Source organism: Burkholderia catarinensis (genome assembly GCF_001883705.2).
GTDB classification, from domain to species: Bacteria; Pseudomonadota; Gammaproteobacteria; order Burkholderiales; family Burkholderiaceae; genus Burkholderia; species Burkholderia catarinensis.
Genome location: NZ_MDEQ02000023.1, coordinates 43,290 through 62,407 on the forward strand (window position 1 = coordinate 43,290; position 19,118 = coordinate 62,407).

Sequence of the window (19,118 nt, forward strand, 5' to 3'; positions counted from 1 at the left end):
CCCTGTTCAGTCCTGCACGCCGGCTCAGCCGGCCCGACCGCCGCGCCGCCCTCGGGCGCAACGCCAGCGTGATCGCACTATGGCAGACACACAGCAACAATAAAAACGCATAATGCTGATCGTTACATTCAGTTTTCCTGATACCGATGAAGATGCTCGATCACGACGTGCTGGCCACCGTCGTCGCCGTCGCGGAGACCGGCAACATGACCCGCGCCGCCGAGGCCGTGAACCGCTCGCAGTCGGCCGTGAGCATGCAGATCAAGAGCCTGGAAGACGCGATCGGCCGGCCGCTGTTCGTGCGCAAGCCGCGCAGCATCGTGCTGACGCGCGAAGGCGAGGTGCTGCTGGGATTCGCCAGACGAATGCTCGCGTTGCGCGACGAGGCGTGGGCGGCCGTGGTGCGACCGGAAGTGACCGGTAAAGTCGTGATCGGCGTGCCGGACGACTATGCGTCGTCGCTGCTGCCGTCGGTCCTGAAGAAATTCTCGGCGACCTACCCGAAGGTCGAGATCCAGGTGATGGGGCTGCCGAGCAGCGCGCTCGCGCCGCTGATCAAGGACGGCACCGTCGATCTCGTGTGCGGCACGCGCATCAAGGGGCTGTCCGGCGACTTCATCCGCCACGAGCCGATGGCGTGGGCCGCGATGACGAACGGGCCGCGCGTATGGGAGGAACGGCCGCTGCCGATCGCGGTGTTCATGCCGGGCAGCGTCGCGCGCGAGAACGCGATCCGCAGCCTCGAACGCGCGAAGGTGCCGTACCGCACGTCCTATGAAAGCCCGAGCCTGCTCGGGCTGCTCAGCATGGTCGAGGCCGGCCTCGCGGTCGCGCCGCTCGCGCGCTGCGCGATTCCCGCGCAACTGTCGATGCTCGGCCGCTCGCACGGGCTGCCCGACCTGCCGCCGCTCGAGCTGATCCTCGCGCGCAGCACGAAATCGAAGCGGCCGCCGTGCGACTTTCTCGCGGAACAGCTGATGGAAGACCTGCAGCGCCAGACGGGGCAAACCGGCGACGCGTGATCAGCGCGTCGCGCCGAATCCGGCCGCGCCGAGCGCCGCGTTGACGTTCGCGGCGATCGCATCGACGAGTGCTTCGAGCGTATCGGCGCGCATGTGCCTGTGTTCCGGCACGACGTGCTCGGTGCGTCGCCAGCTCCACTGCGGGCCCGACGCGACCGACAGCATCGCGCCGAACCCGTTGCCGTGACGGTGGCCGAAGATGCTCACGCGCCGCTCGGCCACATACTCCTGCTCAGGCAGGCACAGGCGGATCTCGACCGCGACCTGGCCGGGATCGTTGACGCGCGCGGCCGGGCTGACCGCCGGCGCGAACACCTTGCCGATCCGCCAGGTCACACAGGTCTCCCAGGCCACGAGCGGCCCGCCGGCCATGTCGGCCCGATCGGTATCGACCGACCACTGATGCCCGTCCGGCACGACGATCGCCTGGTGCAGCAGCACTTCGGCCACGCGAACCGTCGCGACGAGCTGACGCGCGAGCTGCTGGCCCGACGGCAGCGACGCCGGCCGTACGCGGCGGCTTGCCGGTTGCGCGACAGGCACTGCTTCCATGAGGTCCATGACCCCTCCGTATTCAGGATCGGCGCCGCACACGGCGAGTCGCACACACACACGCACGTCCGCCGCCTGCGGGCGGGCGGCACGGCGACGGGCAGTCCGGCGGCGGATCAAACCAGTCATCAACGAAGAACGAGCAATATCCGTTCCCCGATTCACCGGGCCTTCGGCCCCACGCGCAACCGACGCGCGACCGGCCCGATCACCGCATCGGCCTGCTGCGCGATCAGCATGTGCAGCGTGAAATCCAGATCCTCCGCCGCGATGTCGAAGTGCACGTGGATCACGTCGCGTACGGCCCGCGCGCTGACGACATACACGCCGAGCGGGGAATTCAGCAGCGCCGCGAGCCGGGCGCGCGCGAGTTCACCCGAGTCGGCCGTCAGCGTGACGGGCAACTGCAGGCGCGGGAGCGGCGGCGGGAATGGGATGACGTTGTTGCGTGCGCCGGCACGCAACCGGCGGCCGGCGACATCGAAGGCGGGAACGGGATGAATGAAGGTCATGGAGCGGACGGAAGCCGTCTCGGCTGTTCGACACATCCGCAGCTTAGAAGAGACCGCATAAACGTCGTGCAAAAAAACGCCGAGGCGGTGCAAAAAAGGGCATGCGGGACGCAACGTGCCGCCTGCCGGCCTGCGCGCGCCGGGATCGCGTCCCGTCGTTCGCGTCGGCGCCCCGGTTGCGCCGCTACGCGAACGCCTCGAGCGACGCGCGCCTCCGCTCGTCGACCATCGATTCGATCAGCGACACCAGATCGTCGGTCAGCGGGTCGCAGATGCCGGGCGAGCGATGCAGTTCGAGATCGGCCGCCGGCAGCGGCGGCAACCCGTCCGTCTCGTCGAGCACGCGCCAGCTCTCGGGCAGCGTGCAGCGATCGATCATCGTCACGGCCGCGCCGTGGTTCACCGCGATCTTGATGCCGGTCGGGCTCTGGCTCGTATAGACGACGTGATACGGCCGCTCGGCCATCGAGAGCGCCTGCAGCCCGCGCTGCCGGTAGCAGCACGTTTCGGGAAACAGCGCGAGCGGCACCGACGCATGCGCGCCGAGCGCGAAGTCGCGATGCGCGGCCCACACGACGTCGTGACGGCCGAGCAGCCGCCCGCCCGCGTTCGGCCCGTGCCGCACGACGAGCGCGACGTCGAGCTCGCCGGCCTGCAGCCGTTCGAGCAGTTCGAGCGACGTGCGGCATTGCACATGCAGGCGCGCGCCCGGCCGCTTCGCATAGAACGACTTCAGCAGGTCGGGCAGCCACAGCTCCGCATAGTCCTCGGGCAGCCCGAAGCGCACCACGCCGCGATCGCTACTCGCCTGCTTCAGCGCGCGGATCGCATCGTTCTGCACCTGGATGATCCGCCGCGCGTGGATCAGGAAATTCTCGCCATCGCGCGACAGCTCGAGCCGCCGGCTGTTGCGCATGAACAGATGCGTGTCGAGCCGCTCCTCGAGCGTGCGGATGCGCAGGCTGATCGTCGACTGCGTGCGATGCAGTTGCCGGGCCGCCGCGGTGAAGCCGCCGCTTTCGACGACGGCGACGAATGCCCGGATCAGCTCCGGATCGAGCGAACTCAGTTTCGACCAATCGGGCTTCGAGAAAACGCCGGGCCGCCCCGCGTTTTCCGTCCCGAAGGAAGTCCCCCTGGGGGACGCCCCCCCTTGGGAGGTCTCGCGCGAAGCGACAGGTTTCTCAATGGCAGCCATCGGAATTACTCGCTTTCGAAAATGGAAGGGAAGACGAAAGATAGGGCTCGGAGTACGCCGATTGTTGTCCGGATGCGCCCGGCCCTCCAACCCCTGCCCGGGTATGACAAACCCGGAGCCGGTACGCGAAAGTCCACCCGCCGACTCCGCCGAGCATGCCGTCACGACGGCGGCCTCGGCCCGCCCGGCGGGCGTTCGCGCGCCGGGTTCGGGGCTTTCCCGGAGACGACGAAAACTCATAGCCCGATCAGGAAACATCGATTCACCGGCCGCGCCGCGGCCCACCACAATCGCCCCACACCAACCTCATGGACGAGACACCGCAATGACCGCATCCCAACCCAGGCAGCTTTACATCGGCGAAGGCTTCGAAGGCCCCGGCGTCAACCTCGCGCACATCAACGTGCTGGTCGGACCGCGCAACGGCCCCGCGGGCCAGGCGTTCGCGACCGCGCTCGCGACGCCGTCGGCCGGCCATGCGCCGTTCGTCGTGATCGCGCAGCCGGGCGTGCCGACCAAGCCGCTCACGCTGTACGTGAACAAGGCGCAGATCGCCGGCGACTTCCACGGCAATGCCACGTGGGGCGCATCGCAGGCCGGCATCGCGAAGGCCGTGGCCGAAGCGCTCGAGAACGGCACGCTGCCGCCCGAGGCGGAGAACGACTGGGTCGTCGTGTCGGCGAACTGGGTGAATCCGCAGACCGACGATCTCGACGCCGTGTTCGAGAACAACTACCGCGCGTGCCGCAACGCGATCGTCGCCGCGATGGAAGGGCTGCCGCATCGCGACGCCGTATTCGCCGCCGCGCGCGATGTGTCGAATCCGTTCTACACCCCGAAGAAAAACTGACGACGACAAGCGGCCGGCACAAGGCCGCAACTGGAGGAAACATGGAATACGTCCGCCTCGGCCAGTCCGGCCTGAAGGTGTCCCGCCTGTGTCTCGGCACGATGAACATGGGCACGCCCGAATGGAAGCCGTGGATCTTCGACGAAGCGCAGAGCGAGCCGATCGTGCGCCGCGCGCTCGACGCCGGCGTCAACTTCATCGATCTCGCGGATTTCTATTCGACGGGCGTCGGCGAGGAAGTGGTCGGCCGCATCCTGAAGCGCAACGCGCGCCGCGAGGAGCTCGTCGTGACGACCAAGGTCGGCTACGACATGGGCAGTTATCCGAACGCGGGCGGCCATTCGCGCAAGCACGTGCTCGACGGCATCGACGGGTCGCTGAAGCGCCTCGGGACGGATTACGTCGACATCTTCATGCTGCACTTCTTCGACGTGAACACGCCCGTCGAGGAAACGATGAGCACGCTGCACGACATCGTGCGCGCGGGCAAGGCGCGCTACATCGGCGTATCGACGATGTATACGTGGCAGTTCGCGAAGATCATGCAGGCATGCGAACGAAACGGCTGGGACAAGCCGATCAACATGCAGCTGCAGCTCAACCTCGCGTATCGCGAGGAGGAGCGCGAGATGGTGCCGTACTGCATCGACCAGGGCGTCGGCGTATCGGTGTTCAGCCCGCTCGCGCGCGGCCTCCTGACCTGCGAGCCGCAATCGACGCGCAACCAGACCGACTTCTTCACCACGCAGATGTACGGCGACGCGTCGTCGCTCGCGATCGCCGCATCGGTCGCGAAGGTCGCGAAACGGCGCGGCGTGCCGCCCGCGCAGATCGCGCAGGCATGGGTGCTGAGCCGTCCCGGCATCGCCAGCATGCTGGTCGGCGCGGATTCCGTCGCCCAGTTCGACAGCGCGCTCGGCGCGCTCGAAACGCGGCTCACCGAAGAAGAGCTGCACGAACTGGAACGCAACTACACGCCGTGCGACCTGATCAACGACTACACGGCCGGCAAGCGCATCGCGCGCGTGTCGCGGCCGGCACAGGGCAGCTTCGCGGCAGACTGAAGGAACGAAACGAGATGAATGAATTTCTGAGAACCGGCCACTACATCGGCGGCGAATGGCACGAATCGCATGACGCGAGCGACGCGACCTACCCGGTGCTGAATCCCGCAACCGGCGAGACCATCGCGAAGGTCGCGAAAGGCGGCGCCGACGACACGCAACGCGCGATCGATGCGGCCGCCCGTGCGTTTCCCGCGTGGCGCGAGCTGACCGCGAAGGAGCGCGGCGCCCGCGTGAAGCGCTGGGGCGAACTGATGCTCGAACACCGCGACGCGCTCGCCGAGCTGCTGACGCGCGAACAGGGCAAGCCGCTCGCGGAAGCGCGCGGCGAAGTCGCATACGCGGCAAGCTTTCTCGAATGGTTCGCGGAAGAAGCGAAGCGCATGTACGGCGACGTGATCCCGAGTCCGAAACCGAATTCGCAGATCGTCGTCACGCGCGAGCCGGTCGGCGTCGTCGCGGCGATCACACCGTGGAATTTCCCGCTCGCGATGATCACGCGCAAGGCCGGCCCCGCGCTCGCGGCCGGCTGCACGATGGTGCTGAAGCCGTCCGAGGAAACGCCGCTGTCGGCGTTCGCGCTCGCGGTGCTCGCCGAGCGCGCGGGCGTGCCGGCCGGCGTGTTCAACGTGGTGTCGGGCGACGCGGTCGCGATCGGCGAGACGCTGACGAGTTCGTCCGTCGTGCGCAAGCTGTCGTTCACGGGCTCGACGCGGGTCGGCAAGCTGCTCGCGAAGCAGTCGGCCGACACGCTGAAGAAGCTGTCGCTCGAACTCGGCGGCAACGCGCCGTTCATCGTGTTCGACGATGCCGATCTCGATGCGGCAGTCGTTGGCGCGATCGCGTCGAAGTTCCGCAATACCGGGCAAACGTGCGTGTGCGTGAACCGCTTCCTCGTGCAGGACGGTGTGTACGACGCGTTCACGCGCAAGCTCGCGGACGCCGTGCGCACGCTGCGTGTCGGCAACGCGCTCGCGGGCGACGTCGACCAGGGGCCGCTGATCAACGAAGCGGCGCTCGGCAAGGTCGAGCGGCACGTGGCCGATGCCACCGCGAAGGGCGCGCACGCGCTCACCGGCGGCAAGCGTCACGCGCTCGGCGGCACGTTCTACGAGCCGACCGTGCTGACCGGCATGACGCAGGACATGCTGATCGCCGAAGAGGAAACTTTCGGCCCCGTCGCCGGCTGTTTCCGCTTCGCGACCGAGGACGAAGCCGTCGCCGCGGCCAACGACACGCCGTTCGGGCTGTCCGCGTATTTCTACACGCGCGACCTCGGCCGCGCGTGGCGCGTGGCCGGTGCGCTGGAAAGCGGGATGGTCGGTGTCAACGACGGGATCATCTCGACCGAAGTCGCGCCGTTCGGCGGCGTCAAGCAATCGGGGCTCGGCCGCGAAGGCTCGAAGTACGGCCTCGACGAATACGTGGAACTCAAGTACACGCTGATGGCCGGCCTCGGCCGCTGACCGCCCCCCGCGGTCGATCCGCGCCGCGCGCCGCCCGGCCGCGCGGCGCCTCGCACGGCTCTCGCGGCGGCGTCCCGCCTGCGCGCGCCGCTGCATCACGCATAACAATCCTGGAGGCAGCTTGACTCAAGCCAACGTCCAATCCGGCACGGCGCACGCCCTGCCGCTCCCGCGCGGCGCCGACGCGCCGCACCGCCCCGTCGCGCTCGACGACGTGCCGCTCAACCGTTTCCACGTGAAGATCGCCGGCCTGACGTTCGGCGCGCATTTCACCGAGGGCTACACGCTCGGCACGATCGGCTACGCGCTCGCCGCGCTCGACCGGCAGATGCCGATCGACGCATTCTGGATGGGGATGATCGGCAGTTCCGCGCTGATCGGCATCTTCTTCGGCAGCCTCGTGTTCGGCTGGCTGTCCGACCGGATGGGCCGGCAGAAGATTTTCCTGACGAGCTTCGTGATCATCACGGCGGCTGCGTTCGCGCAATTCTTCGTCACGTCGCCGCTCGAACTGTGCGTGCTGCGCGTGCTGATCGGCTTCGGGATGGGCGGCGACTTCACGGTCGGCCATGCGATCCTCGCCGAATTCTCGCCGCGCAAGCATCGCGGCGCGCTGCTCGGTTCGTTCAGCGTGATCTGGACGATCGGCTATGTCGCCGCGAACGTGCTCGGCCTCGCATACAGCGACGCCGCGCCCGACGCATGGCGCTGGCTGCTCGCGTCGGCCGCATTGCCCGCGCTGATCGTGCTGGTGCTGCGGATCGGTACGCCCGAATCGCCGCGCTGGCTGCTCGGCAAGGGCCGCGTGCAGGAAGCACGTGCGATCGTCGCGAAGCATTTCGGGCCGCACGTGATGCTCGACGGCTCGGCCGAGCCGCATGCGAATTCGGGCTTCGCGCGGCTGTTCCGGCGCGACCTGATCCGCCGGACGATCTTCAACTGCGCGTTCTTCGTGTGCCTCGTGATTCCGTATTTCGCGATCTACACGTTCCTGCCGACGATCCTGAAGACGATCGGCCTCGCCGAAGGCTTCGGCGCGGACCTGCTGCTGAACGCATTCCTCGTGCTGGGCGCGCTGATCGGCATCTGGATGACGATCCGGCTGTCGCGGCGCGGCTTCCTGATCGGCTCGTTCGCGGTGACGTGCGCGTCGCTCGTCGCGCTGGCGGTGCTGCCGTCGTCGGCGGCGATCGCGATGATCGTCGCGTTCGCGATCTTCACGCTGACGATGTCGGCGTTCAGCAACCTCGTCGGCGTGTTCCCGCCCGAGTGCTTCCCGACCGAAGTGCGCGCGAGCGGCGTCGGCCTGGCGATCGCGTGCAGCCGGCTCGGTTCGGCGATCGGCACGTTCCTGCTGCCGGTCGGCATCACGACGCTCGGTTTTCACGCGACGATGTTCGCGCTGGCGGGCGTGCTGCTGGTGGGGATGATCGTGTCGATCGCGTGGGCGCCGGAGACGAAGCATCTGACGCTGGAGGAGGCGTCGGGGCATTGATGACGGAGGCGGGCTTCATGCCTGCCTCGTCATGCTCGAGGTTTGCGCATCGATGCGTCGCTGATACGCCGCGACGATACGGAACGCGATTTGAACGAACCCGGCCGAGGCCGGGTTCGTGCATTCGGGCCAGAGGCTGATCGCATTCCCGGCGAGACGGGATTCGCGAAATCGCTCAGAACAGCATCGACGCGTAATCCCGCGCGCCGTGCAGGATATGAAGAATGTCGATCCGCGCCGGCGGATCGCCGACGACCCGATAGAAGATCTGATAGTTGCCGTACACGCGGTGCCGCACGCCGTGGCGCTCGAAGCGCGGCACCAGCGGAAACGCCAGCGGCATCCCGGCAAGGCCAAGGCACTTGTCGCGAATCTCCCGCACGAAAGTCACGGCCCGTTGCGGGTTGTCGCGCGCGATGTAATCGGCAATCGCTTCGAGCTCGGCAATCGCGAAGTCCGACAAGCGGACGATCATGCCTGACGATCCGCCTGAGCCCGATACTTCGCCTCGAGGCGATCGAACACCTCCGCCGCATCGGCGCCGCGCCCTGCTTCCGCATCGGCCAGGCTGCGCGCGATCACCGCGTCCAGCGCATTCAGTTGCGCCTCGCGATCCTGGATCAGGCGCACGCCTTCCCGAAGCACCTCGCTCTTGGACCCGTAGCGCCCCGATTCGACCAGCTTCGCGACGTAAGCCTCCAGTTGCTGGCCCAGTTCCGCACTGATCATGTCGACCTCCCGACCGCATTGAATTCGATCCATGAAGCGTATCCCGGTTATCAACTATTATCAAGAAGGCGATCTCCAGACGAATCGGCGCGCATGCTTTCGCTGCCGATCGGGCGGACAGAACGGAACGGGACGGAACGCATTTCCGGCAGGCTGCGGCGCCACCGGGCATTCATCCGGTTTTCGCGCACGCTCGTGTAGCCCTTGCGGGACCCTCGCCGTGCGAACGCCGATCATGATCGAAGACATCGTCACGCCACATCCCGGCCGGAAGGCCTACCCGTCCGATTCCGACGTGTTCGCCTAGCACGGCCGGCTCTACTCGTCCCACCGGTTCGCGCCGGCCGCGCGCGATTTCAGCCGGGAAAAACCGTGCAACCTCGTCGACCCGCTCGGCGGGCCAGTCGACCGGGGCAACTGGTCGGGCACCTCCGACGTTCCGGTCGACGACAGCGACCCGGACGACATCCAGCCGATCGGCCCCGACGGCGCGCGCTTGCGCTTCGTCGCCGGCGTGACCGGCCGGGAATATCGCGCGATGGGCGCGGACTGGATTATTTTGTTCTACGAACCGGCCAGCCGCGTTGCGCTGCGGACGTTCGACTGGTCGTGAGGCGGGCGGGACGAGCGGCTTGCGCACTCGCGAACTGGCCGTTCGGCGGACTCGGCGAGACGGATTCGCATCGATAAGCTGGGCGCTTTCCACTCATCGCTCACGGTCATGCCCGCCCAGCGTGTCGATCTCAGCCATGTCCTGCCGTACGAAACGACGTACTTCGACGATCGGCTCGAGGTCGATCGAAACGATCTAGATATCTCCGCGTTGCTCGGCGTGGACGGCAACGTTCCCGACGCACTGCTCGTTTCGTTGTGCGGAGCACCTGCCGGGTCGGAGATTCAAGCGTACGTCGATAGTGCGAACAGGCTGACTTTCAGCATCACGCACCCCACGTTGATCCGATCCGAAAATCGCGTATCCGTCTTTCGAAAATCGGACGTGTCCGCACTCGAACTCGGCACCATCGATCTCGTCGATCACGCAATCGCCGGACTCGGGGCGGCCATGCTGTGGCGAATCGTACGAGCATGCGATATGTTGGGGATCGCCCGGATCAGCGCACTTGCAGCGGGCGGCCGCAAGGCCGCACCGAAGCCCGGCGGGCGCCGGCTGTTCGGATACTACGCGTGGCCACGGCTCGGCTTCGACGCCCCCATTCCCGACAGGCATGGCGACGAAGCGGCACTGTTTCAATATTTCCAGGGCGACCCGGCCGGTCTGGCCGACGGGTCGCTTCGGTCGCTGCGTGCACTCTACGAGACGCGATTCGGGCGAGAATTCTGGCGCGTCGCCGGATCACATCGCTGGATGACATTCGACGTCACACCGCACGGCAAGTGCGTGCAGACGTTGCAGAAATACTTGATCGAAAAGGGGATCTACGAATGAACGCAAAGCACACGCCGATCGCCGGATTCCGGATTGCGCGGCCCACGGCGAGGCGCGGCCGCCCGATGAGCAAGCATCGTCCGGTTCGCCTTTCGGAAGCCCGCCAACTCCTTGACGCGTTCGTCACACGCGAACTCCATCACAGCCTGGCTCGCGTCATGCGCAAATCCGCGCTCGAGCACGACGCATGGGCCGCCGCCGTTCGCACATCCCCGCCGCGACGAGCCGTCTTCAACGTGGGGCGCATCGATCTGTCGAAGTGCCAGTTGCCCATCATCACGGATGCCGAAGCGGAAGCCATGGCTCGCCGGGAAACACTCACGCACTTCGGGCTGGACCCCGACTCATGACCGGCAGCGACGGAAAGAAACCGCATGGCCCGATTCGACAACGACCGCGCCGATCGCCGTTCCCGGTAACGATCGTTGACAGATACCGAAGCCGCGGGCACGGCAGGACAGGTGCGGACTGAACCGATTGTTGCTACGGACAAGTCAGCCGCGTCTCACCGTCGACGCCATCGCCCCTACCCCCTCCTCGCCGCCTGCTCCCGCAACCATGCGGCAAACGCGAGCACATGCTCGACCGCGACGCTCTCCGGCTCGACATCGAGCCAATAGCCGAACGGCCCGATCGGCTGCACCGGCGACAGCCGCACGAGGCTGCCCTCGCCGATCTCCTCCTCGATCATGTTCAGGTCGACGACCGCGAGCCCCGCGCCCTTGCGCGCCGCGCGGATCGCCTGTTCGAGCGTCGAGAACTCGATACCGTCGCCGATCCGCGCCAACGGCACGCCCGCCTGCTCGCACCAGTCGGCCCACAGCGTGAGGCGCTTGCCTTCATGCAGCACATGCAGCGACGGCAGCCGGCCGAGCAGCACGTCGAGCGCATCGCCGCGATAGCGCGGCGCGCCGACGAGCGCATGCCGCTCCATCATCAGCAGCTCCGATTGCATGCCGGGCCGCGCCGCGCGCCCGAAGCGGATGTAGCAATGGCAATCGTCGGCCGGCTCCGTGCGGATCGACAGCTCGACATCGGGCAGCGCCTCCGCGAGCGTGCCGAGCCGCGGCGAAAACCACTGCGTCGCGAACGTCGGCGGCAGCGACACCGTGAGGCGCCGCTTCGCGCCCGGCCGTGCGGCGGCGACTTCGCCGACGCCGCGCTCGATCGTGTCGAACGCCTGTCCGATGAACGGCAGCAGGCGCTGGCCGGCATCGGTCAGGCGCACGCCCTTGTGATCGCGCTCGAACAGCCGCGCGCCGAGGGCTTCCTCGAGCAGCCGGATCTGCCGGCTCACCGCGCCTTGCGTCACGCACAGCGAGACCGCCGCGCGATTGAAGCTCAGATGACGCGCGGTCTCCTCGAAAAATCGCAGCGCGATCAACGATGGCAGGCGTCGCATGGTGTTTCTTCCTCTTGGGTATGACTGCCGGCCGCGCCGGCGAGCTTGCGGGCAGTTTTATGGCAGAAAAGCGCGCCGCCCGGCAGGCCGTGAAAACCCCAATGTCCGGTGCGCGCGGTTCCGGCCGCCGCCTGCCATCGCCTTCCTCGTCCCCGCCCCGCCAGCCTCCCGCCTACAATAAACATCCCGCACCAACGACGACACCGCCCCGTGAGACGCAAGATGCCGGCGCTGAATGCGCTGAAAGCCTTCGAGATGGCCGGCCGCACCGGCAGCTTCACGCGCGCGGCCGAACTGCTCAACGTGACGCAGAGCGCGGTGAGCCGCCAGGTTCGCCAGCTCGAGGGCCAGCTCGGCGAAACCCTGCTCGAGCGCCGCCATCACCAGCTCGAACTGACCGCGGCCGGCCGCGTGCTGCTGCGTGCGCTGCAGCAATCGTTCGACAAGATCGAGCTGACCGTGCGCAGCCTGCAGGAAAAAACCCACCTGAACCGCCTGCGCGCGAACGTGCCGCCCACCTTTGCCACGCGCTGGCTGATGCCGCGCCTCGGCCGGCTGCGCGACGCGTATCCCGAATTCGAGCTGAGCCTGACCACCCGCATTCACGACAGCCTCGGCGAATCGCGCGTGCTCGACTGCGCGATCCGGTTCGGCGACGGCGAATGGGACGGCTTCGACAACGCGCTGCTGATGCAGGAGCAGCATATTGCCGTCTGCGCGCCCGCACTGGTCGCGCGGCTGCGACAGGACGATGCGCCGATCGACCTGAACCGCTTCACGCTGCTGCACGTGCTTGCGACCGACGACCAGCGCTACCTGACCTGGCAACACTGGCTGAAGGCCGCCGGCATCACCGACGTCGACACGCGCGGCGGCTACGAATTCGACCTGCTCGATCATGCGATCCGCGCGGCGATCGACGGCCTCGGGATCACGATCGCCGACCGCCACATGGTCGCGCGCGAGCTCGCGGCCGGGCAACTGATGCAGGTGCTCAACGTGCATGTCGACGGCCACCAGTCGTACTGGTTCGTCACGCGGCCCGAGCAGACGAACCTGCCACACATCGTGCAGTTCCGCGACTGGCTGCAGCAGGAAGTGTGGCTCGCGAAGCGTCACCTCGAGCCGTCGTCGCCGCTGCCGCAGGTGCCGCTGGCCTAGCGGCCGGTGCACGCCAATAACGGGCTCGCGCCCCCTTGTCTGGAGAATTCATTCGCGGGGCTGGCCCCTTATTAGCGCGAACCGGCCCTGGCGCGCGATCCGGCCCGATCGGCGTCGTCCGGCGGCCGCGGGCGACACCTTGCCGGCTCCCGCGCCCGTCCGCAATCGGACCCGTCGGAAAATGCGGCCGGGCCGCCTCCGCATCCCGTCCCGCTGCCGCCGCACCGGCCTTGCCGGACGGGCAATTCCGGCCGGCTCGCCGAGTAACGTGCATTTTTCTCATGCCCGACACGAAAATAAGTCGTTTGTCGTGCGCTAAACGCATGAACAGAATGGCCTCTGTCCCGTGACGCGCGTTTCGCCGCCCGAAGCGATCCGCCCGCACCCATCGGAGGAGACTCTTCATGCGCACCGAACGCAACTACGTGAATGGCCGTTTCGTCGTCGCGGAAAGCGACGCGTTCATCGTCGTCCACAATCCCGCCACCGAAGCGCCGTTCGCGCGTGTGCCTGCCGCGACGCCGGCCGCGGCGCTCGCCGCCGTCGACGCCGCGGCCGCCGCGCAGAAGGCGTGGCGCAAGCTGCCGAGCGCCGAGCGCGCGACCTTCCTGCACAAGCTCTCCGACGCGCTGACCGCGCGCGCGCCGGAGATCGGTGCGGCGCTCGCGCAGGAATCCGGCAAGAGCGTCGAGGACGCGTCGAACGAAGCCGTCTACGCCGGCCAGATCACGCGCTACCACGCCGAATGGGCGCGCCGGATCGAGGGCGAGATCATCCCGAGCGACACGCCCGACGAGAACCTGTTCCTGCAGCGCGAGCCGATCGGCGTCGTCGCATGCCTGATCCCGTTCAACTTCCCCGTCTACACGCTGCTGCGCAAGGTCGCGCCCGCGCTGATCGCCGGCAACACGGTGGTCGTGCGGCCGAGCAACCACACACCGGTGTCCGCGTTCGAGATCGCGAAGGCCGTCGATGAGGCCGGCTTCCCGCCGGGCGTCGTCAACATCCTGACGATGGACCACGCGACGGCCGAGGCGCTGTGCACGCATCCGGCGGTCGGCATGATCACGCTGACGGGCAGCGTGAACGCGGGCCGCAAGGTGCTCGACTACTGCAAGGCGAACATCGCGAAGCCGTCGCTCGAACTCGGCGGCAAGACGCCCGCGATCATCGAGCCCGACGCCGATCTCGAACGCGCGGCCGCCGCGCTCGTCGCGTCGAAGACGACCCATTGCGGCCAGCTCTGCACGGCGATCGAGCGCGTGTACGTGCACGACAGCGTGCACGACCGCTTCGTCGCGCTGCTGAAGGAGAAGATGGGCGCGGTACGCAGCGGCAACCGCGCGGCCGATCCGTCGAACATGGGCCCGCTCGTCAGCGCATCGGCGCGCGCGCACATCCACGGGATGGTCGAACGCGCGATCGCGGCCGGCGCGACGCTCGAAACCGGCGGCGCGATCCCCGACGGCCCCGGCTTCTTCTACCCGGCCACGCTGCTGACGAACTGCCGGCAGGACATGGAGATCGTGCAGGAGGAAACCTTCGGCCCGGTCATGCCCGTGCTGCGCTATCGGACGATCGACGAAGCCATCGGCTTCGCGAACGACCACCAGTTCGGCTTGTCGTCGGTGCTCTACACCGAGCACTACCGCACCGCACTGACCGTCGCGAACGCGATCGAGGCGGGCGAGCTGTACGTGAACCGCACGCCGGCCGATCCGTACCAGGGCTTCCACGCCGGCTGGAAGCGCTCGGGCCTCGGCGGCGACGACGGCAAGCACGGGATGCTCGAATTCACGCAGACGCGCCTCGTCGTCATGAAGTACTGACGCAACACCGGCGCGCGCATCCCGACACCACGCCGCGCGCGCCGCCCCCGATCCGATCAAACACAAAACAAATCTGCAGACCTCCGCTTGAAGGAAGTCTGATGGAGGAAGACATCATGCCGACCCAACCGTCGACACCCGCCGCGTCGCTCGCGTTGCACGACGACGCACACGCATCGCGCGATTCGCGCGCGCAGCGCTACCTGCAACTGCTGCTGCTCGTGATCGCCGCGGGCGCGATCTACCCGATGCTGTACCTGCGGCAGGTGTACCAGCCGACGATGCTGCAGTTCTTCCGTATCGACGACGTGCAGCTCGGCTACCTGTACTCGTCGCTCGGCACGATCTTCCTCGTCAGCTATTTGCCGAGCGGCTGGCTTGCCGACCGCCTGTCGCCGCGCTGGCTGATCTGCTTCTCGCTGCTCGCGACGGGCGCGCTCGGGCTTCTCTACGCGACCGGGCCGTCGTTCAACATGCTCGTGCTGATCTTCGGCGGCTGGGGGCTGACCACCGGCCTCACGTTCTGGGCGGCCGTGATCAAGCGCGTGAACATGATCGCGGGCCCTGACGAACAGGGCCGTTTCTTCGGCCTGCTCGACGGCGGCCGCGGGCTCGTCGAGGCGCTGCTCGCGACGATCGCGATCACGCTGTTCGCGTACGTGACGCAGGCGCACGGCGGCACCGACGCGGCCGGCTTCAGGCTCGTCGTGCACCTGTACGCGTTCTTCTGCATCGCGCTCGGCGTGCTGCTTGCGCTGGTGAAGGATCCGGCGCGCGCGGGCGACCGTGCGGCAGCCACGAAGCGCCGCGCCGGTAGCGACCGCCGAGGCAACGTGCTGACCGACCTGAAGACGCTCGCGGCGATCCCCGAGCTGTGGCTCGTCGCGGCGATCGTGTTCTGCGGCTACCAGGTGTTCTGGGCGACCTACAGCTTCTCGGCGTACCTGCACGAAGGCAATTTCGGGCTCAGCGCGACGGCGGCCGGTTTCATCACGACGCTCAAGCTGTGGATGCGCCCCATCGGCGGCATCGGCGGCGGCTTCCTCGGCGATCGCGTGTCGAAAGTCTCCGTGCTGTTCTGGGCGCTCGTGCTCGCCGCGCTGTCGCTGGTCGGGCTGATCGCCGCGCCGCCGCACAGCCCGCAGGCGATGCTCGTCGTGCTCGTGCTGTTCATCGGCATCCTCACCTATGCGATCCGCGGCCTGTACTGGTCGCTGCTCGACGACTGCAAGGTGCCGACGCATTGCGCGGGCCTCGCGATCGGCCTGATCTCGGTGCTCGGCTATTCGCCCGACGTGTTCGTGCCGCTGATCAACGGCTACGTGACGCAGGCCTACCCGGGCGCGCACGGCTACCAGCTCTATTTCGGCTATATCGCGGCGATCGCGCTCTGCGGCGCGGGCGCCGCCGCGTTCCTCAAAACCCGCCTCAACCGCATCCAGGAGTCCGCATGAAGATCGTTTCGCTCGAAACCCATATCGTCGCCGTGCCGCCGCCGCATGTCGGCGGGATGTACTGGATCTTCGTGAAGCTGAAGACCGACTGCGGCATCGAAGGCGTCGGCGAGATCTATTCGGCGACGTTCGGCCCGAAGGCCATGGGCCCGATCATCGACGACGTGTTCGAACGCCACCTGCTGAACCAGGATCCGCACCACGTCGAGCGGCTGTTCCGCCAGGCGTATTCGAGCGGCTTCACGCAGCGGCCCGACCTCACGATGATGGGCGTGGTCAGCGGGCTGGAAATGGCGTGCTGGGACATCGTCGGCAAGGCCGCCGGCAAGCCCGTGTACGAACTGCTCGGCGGCAGGATCCACGAGCGGCTGCGCTCGTACACGTACCTGTATCCGAAGAACGCGAACGGCGAATACGACTACGACGATCCCGACCTCGCGGCCGAATGCGCGGCCGAGAACGTGAAGCTCGGCTTCACCGCCGTCAAGTTCGATCCGGCCGGCCCGTACACCGCTTACTCGGGCCACCAGCTGTCGCTCGACGTGCTCGAGCGCTGCGAGCTGTTCTGCCGCAAGGTGCGCGAGGCCGTCGGCAGCAAGGCCGACCTTCTGTTCGGCACGCACGGGCAGATGGTGCCGTCGTCGGCGATCCGGCTCGCGAAGCGGCTGGAGAAATACGACCCGCTGTGGTTCGAGGAGCCGGTTCCTCCCGGCCAGGAGGAGGCGATCGCGCAAGTCGCGAAGCACACGTCGATTCCGATCGCGACCGGCGAGCGCCTGACCACCAAGTACGAATTCCACAAGCTGCTGCAGGCGGGCGGCGCATCGATCCTGCAACTGAACGTCGCGCGCGTGGGCGGCCTGCTCGAAGCGAAGAAGATCGCGACGCTCGCCGAAGTGCACTACGCGCAGATCGCGCCGCACCTGTACAACGGGCCAATCGGCGCGGCCGCGAGCATCCAGCTCGCGGCGTGCACGCCGAACTTCCTGATCCAGGAAAGCATCATGACGTGGGGCGGCTTCCATGCCGAAGTCGTGAAGACGCCGATCCGCTGGGAAGACGGCTACATCATCCCGTCGAACGAGCCGGGCCTCGGCATCGAGCTCGACATGGACGTCGTGCGCCGTCACACGCCGTACACGGGCCAGCGGCTGCACCTGCAGATGGGCGAAAAACCCGTCGACGTGAAGGATCTCGCCCCCGCGAAGGGCTGAGCGCAAAGGACAGACATGAGCTACGACTACATCATCGTCGGCGCGGGCTCGGCCGGCTGCATCCTCGCGAGCCGCCTGAGCGAGTCGGGCCGGCACTCGGTGCTGCTGCTCGAAGCAGGCGAGCGCGACGCGTCGTTCTGGTTCAAGGTGCCGGTCGGCTTCACGAAGACCTATTACAACCGCCGCTACAACTGGATGTACTACAGCGAGCCCGAAGCGCAGCTCGCCGACCGCAAGCTGTATTGCCCGCGCGGCAAGGTAGTCGGCGGATCGGGCTCGATCAACGCGATGGTCTACGTGCGCGGCCAGCGCGGCGACTACGACGACTGGGCGAACGCGGGCAATCCGGGCTGGGCGTACGACGACGTGCTGCCGTACTTCCGCAAGCTCGAAACCCATGCGGCCGGCGCGACCGATCCGCGGCATCACGGCTCGACGGGGCCGATCCACATCACGTCGATGAAAGCCGACGTGCATCCGATCGTCCACGAATTCCTGAAGGGCTGCGGGCAACTGAACCTGCCGCGCACCGACGATTTCAACGGCGCGAAGTTCGAAGGTGCGGGCATCTACGACCTGAACACGAAGAACGGTGAGCGCTGCTCCAGCAGCTTCGCGTACCTGCGGCCCGCTTTGACTCGCGCGAACCTCACGTTGCGTTCCGGCGTACTCGTGCGGCGCGTGACGTTCGACGGCACGCGCGCAACCGGCGTGGTCGTTGCGGGCGAACAGGGCGACGAGACGCTCGTCGCCGCGCGCGAGGTGATCCTCGCGGCCGGCGCGGTCGATACGCCGAAGCTGCTGCAACTGTCGGGCGTCGGCGATCCGGCGCTGCTCGCGCGCCGGCGCGTGCCGCTCGTGCATGCGCTGCCGGCCGTCGGCCGCAACCTGCAGGACCACCTGTGCGTGAGCTTCTACTTCAAGGCGAACCGGCCGACGCTGAACGACGAGATGGGCACGCTGCTCGGCAAGATGAAGATCGGGCTGCGCTACCTGCTGACGAAGCGCGGCCCGCTCGCGATGAGCGTGAACCAGGCCGGCGGCTTCTTCCGCGGTTCGGCCGATGCGCAGGAGCCGAACCTGCAGCTCTACTTCAACCCGTTGTCGTACCGGATTCCGAAGAGCGACCGCGCGAGCATCAAGCCCGAACCGTATTCCGGATTCCTGATCGCATTCAATCCGTGCCGGCCGACGAGTCGCGGCACGATCGAGATCGCGTCGAACCGCGCGGAGGATGCCGCGAAGATCCACATCAACGCGCTCACCACGCAGAAGGATCTCGACGAGGCCGTGCAGGGCAGCAAGGTGATCCGTGCGCTGATGCGTGCGCCGGCGCTGAAATCGATGACCGTCGAGGAAATCTCGCCGGGGCCGCAGGTCGACTCCGACGAAGCGATGCTGCAGTACTTCCGCGAGCAGTCGGGTTCGATCTACCACCTGTGCGGATCGTGCACGATGGGGCCGGACGCGGCGACGTCGGTTGTCGATGCGTCGCTGCGCGTGCACGGGCTGCAGGCGCTGCGGATCGTCGATGCATCGGTGTTTCCAAACATCACGTCGGGCAACATCAACGCGCCGACGATGATGGTCGCGGAGAAAGGCGCGGACCTGATTCTGGCGGATGCGCGGCGCGGCGAGACGGCGGCGGCCCGGGCGGACGGACGCGAGACTGCCGCTCACTGACGCGCGGCGCGTGCACGGACCCAGAAACACGGCGCTCGCC

At 67.4% G+C, this 19,118-nt stretch carries 18 protein-coding genes; 12 read left to right on the top strand and 6 right to left on the bottom strand.

The genetic code is table 11. From position 1 onward, the window contains the following. The first annotated feature begins 146 nt into the window (after positions 1 to 146). Positions 147 to 1,022 carry a LysR family transcriptional regulator gene (locus tag BFF94_RS29040; RefSeq protein WP_011356411.1) on the top strand — a complete coding sequence of 292 codons (876 nt, stop codon included), beginning with the start codon at positions 147 to 149 and terminating at the stop codon, positions 1,020 to 1,022. Here BFF94_RS29040 and BFF94_RS29045 read toward each other — a convergent pair whose 3' ends face one another. The 3 genes from BFF94_RS29045 to BFF94_RS29055 form a co-directional block, all read right to left on the bottom strand. Continuing rightward, positions 1,023 to 1,583 (bottom strand): hypothetical protein, encoded by a 561-nt coding sequence (locus BFF94_RS29045; protein WP_128847495.1) that lies wholly within the window; start codon positions 1,581 to 1,583, stop codon positions 1,023 to 1,025. A gap of 152 nt (positions 1,584 to 1,735) precedes the next feature. Next, a complete protein-coding gene (locus BFF94_RS29050; protein WP_128847493.1) occupies positions 1,736 to 2,086 on the bottom strand; it encodes a hypothetical protein in 351 nt (116 codons plus the stop codon). Positions 2,087 to 2,270: 184 nt separating this feature from the next. Continuing rightward, positions 2,271 to 3,284 carry a LysR family transcriptional regulator gene (locus BFF94_RS29055; protein WP_246637446.1) on the bottom strand — a complete coding sequence of 338 codons (1,014 nt, stop codon included), beginning with the start codon at positions 3,282 to 3,284 and terminating at the stop codon, positions 2,271 to 2,273. A 325-nt stretch (positions 3,285 to 3,609) separates the two neighbouring features. Here BFF94_RS29055 and fae point away from each other — a divergent pair, with 325 nt between their 5' ends. The 4 genes from fae to BFF94_RS29075 all read left to right on the top strand — a co-directional run bounded on the left by fae (position 3,610) and on the right by BFF94_RS29075 (position 8,159). Further along, entirely contained in the window at positions 3,610 to 4,134 is a 525-nt protein-coding gene (gene fae, locus BFF94_RS29060) for a formaldehyde-activating enzyme (RefSeq protein ID WP_031397394.1), read from the top strand. Between the two features lie 41 nt (positions 4,135 to 4,175). Then, a complete protein-coding gene (locus tag BFF94_RS29065) occupies positions 4,176 to 5,198 on the top strand; it encodes an aldo/keto reductase (RefSeq protein ID WP_128847491.1) in 1,023 nt (340 codons plus the stop codon). Positions 5,199 to 5,212: 14 nt separating this feature from the next. Then, complete coding sequence (locus tag BFF94_RS29070) at positions 5,213 to 6,664, top strand: NAD-dependent succinate-semialdehyde dehydrogenase (protein WP_128847489.1); 1,452 nt, start codon at positions 5,213 to 5,215, stop codon at positions 6,662 to 6,664. A gap of 160 nt (positions 6,665 to 6,824) precedes the next feature. Further along, positions 6,825 to 8,159, top strand: a complete 1,335-nt coding sequence (locus BFF94_RS29075; RefSeq protein ID WP_246637451.1) for an MFS transporter — start codon at positions 6,825 to 6,827, stop codon at positions 8,157 to 8,159. A gap of 175 nt (positions 8,160 to 8,334) precedes the next feature. On the opposite strand, the gene BFF94_RS29080 is transcribed toward BFF94_RS29075, so the two are convergent. After that, entirely contained in the window at positions 8,335 to 8,634 is a 300-nt protein-coding gene (locus tag BFF94_RS29080) for a type II toxin-antitoxin system RelE/ParE family toxin (RefSeq protein WP_128845367.1), read from the bottom strand. Then, positions 8,631 to 8,888, bottom strand: a complete 258-nt coding sequence (locus tag BFF94_RS29085; protein WP_128845373.1) for a type II toxin-antitoxin system ParD family antitoxin — start codon at positions 8,886 to 8,888, stop codon at positions 8,631 to 8,633. Before BFF94_RS29085 ends, BFF94_RS29080 begins: the two co-directional genes overlap by 4 nt. Positions 8,889 to 9,609: 721 nt before the next feature. On the opposite strand from BFF94_RS29085, the gene BFF94_RS29090 reads away from it, so the two are divergent. Both BFF94_RS29090 and BFF94_RS29095 read left to right on the top strand, forming a co-directional pair. Next, a complete protein-coding gene (locus BFF94_RS29090) occupies positions 9,610 to 10,335 on the top strand; it encodes a hypothetical protein (protein WP_128845365.1) in 726 nt (241 codons plus the stop codon). Beyond that, entirely contained in the window at positions 10,332 to 10,685 is a 354-nt protein-coding gene (locus BFF94_RS29095) for a hypothetical protein (protein ID WP_128845363.1), read from the top strand. The genes BFF94_RS29090 and BFF94_RS29095 overlap by 4 nt, the downstream gene beginning before the upstream one ends. A 176-nt stretch (positions 10,686 to 10,861) precedes the next feature. On the opposite strand, the gene BFF94_RS29100 is transcribed toward BFF94_RS29095, so the two are convergent. After that, positions 10,862 to 11,737, bottom strand: coding sequence for a LysR substrate-binding domain-containing protein (locus BFF94_RS29100; protein WP_128845361.1), 876 nt, complete (start codon positions 11,735 to 11,737; stop codon positions 10,862 to 10,864). A 222-nt stretch (positions 11,738 to 11,959) separates the two neighbouring features. Here BFF94_RS29100 and BFF94_RS29105 point away from each other — a divergent pair, with 222 nt between their 5' ends. The 5 genes from BFF94_RS29105 (at position 11,960) to BFF94_RS29125 (ending at position 19,078) form a co-directional block, all read left to right on the top strand. Next, positions 11,960 to 12,898 carry a LysR substrate-binding domain-containing protein gene (locus BFF94_RS29105; protein WP_128845371.1) on the top strand — a complete coding sequence of 313 codons (939 nt, stop codon included), beginning with the start codon at positions 11,960 to 11,962 and terminating at the stop codon, positions 12,896 to 12,898. A gap of 404 nt (positions 12,899 to 13,302) precedes the next feature. Further along, on the top strand, positions 13,303 to 14,727 hold the full coding sequence (gene aldA, locus BFF94_RS29110; protein WP_219140114.1) for an aldehyde dehydrogenase: 1,425 nt from the start codon (positions 13,303 to 13,305) through the stop codon (positions 14,725 to 14,727). Positions 14,728 to 14,843: 116 nt separating this feature from the next. Continuing rightward, positions 14,844 to 16,181 (top strand): MFS transporter, encoded by a 1,338-nt coding sequence (locus BFF94_RS29115; RefSeq protein WP_164497754.1) that lies wholly within the window; start codon positions 14,844 to 14,846, stop codon positions 16,179 to 16,181. Beyond that, positions 16,178 to 17,395 (top strand): mandelate racemase/muconate lactonizing enzyme family protein, encoded by a 1,218-nt coding sequence (locus BFF94_RS29120; RefSeq protein WP_128845722.1) that lies wholly within the window; start codon positions 16,178 to 16,180, stop codon positions 17,393 to 17,395. The genes BFF94_RS29115 and BFF94_RS29120 overlap by 4 nt, the downstream gene beginning before the upstream one ends. A 15-nt stretch (positions 17,396 to 17,410) precedes the next feature. After that, on the top strand, positions 17,411 to 19,078 hold the full coding sequence (locus BFF94_RS29125; RefSeq protein WP_128845724.1) for a GMC family oxidoreductase: 1,668 nt from the start codon (positions 17,411 to 17,413) through the stop codon (positions 19,076 to 19,078). Positions 19,079 to 19,118 lie beyond the last annotated feature (40 nt).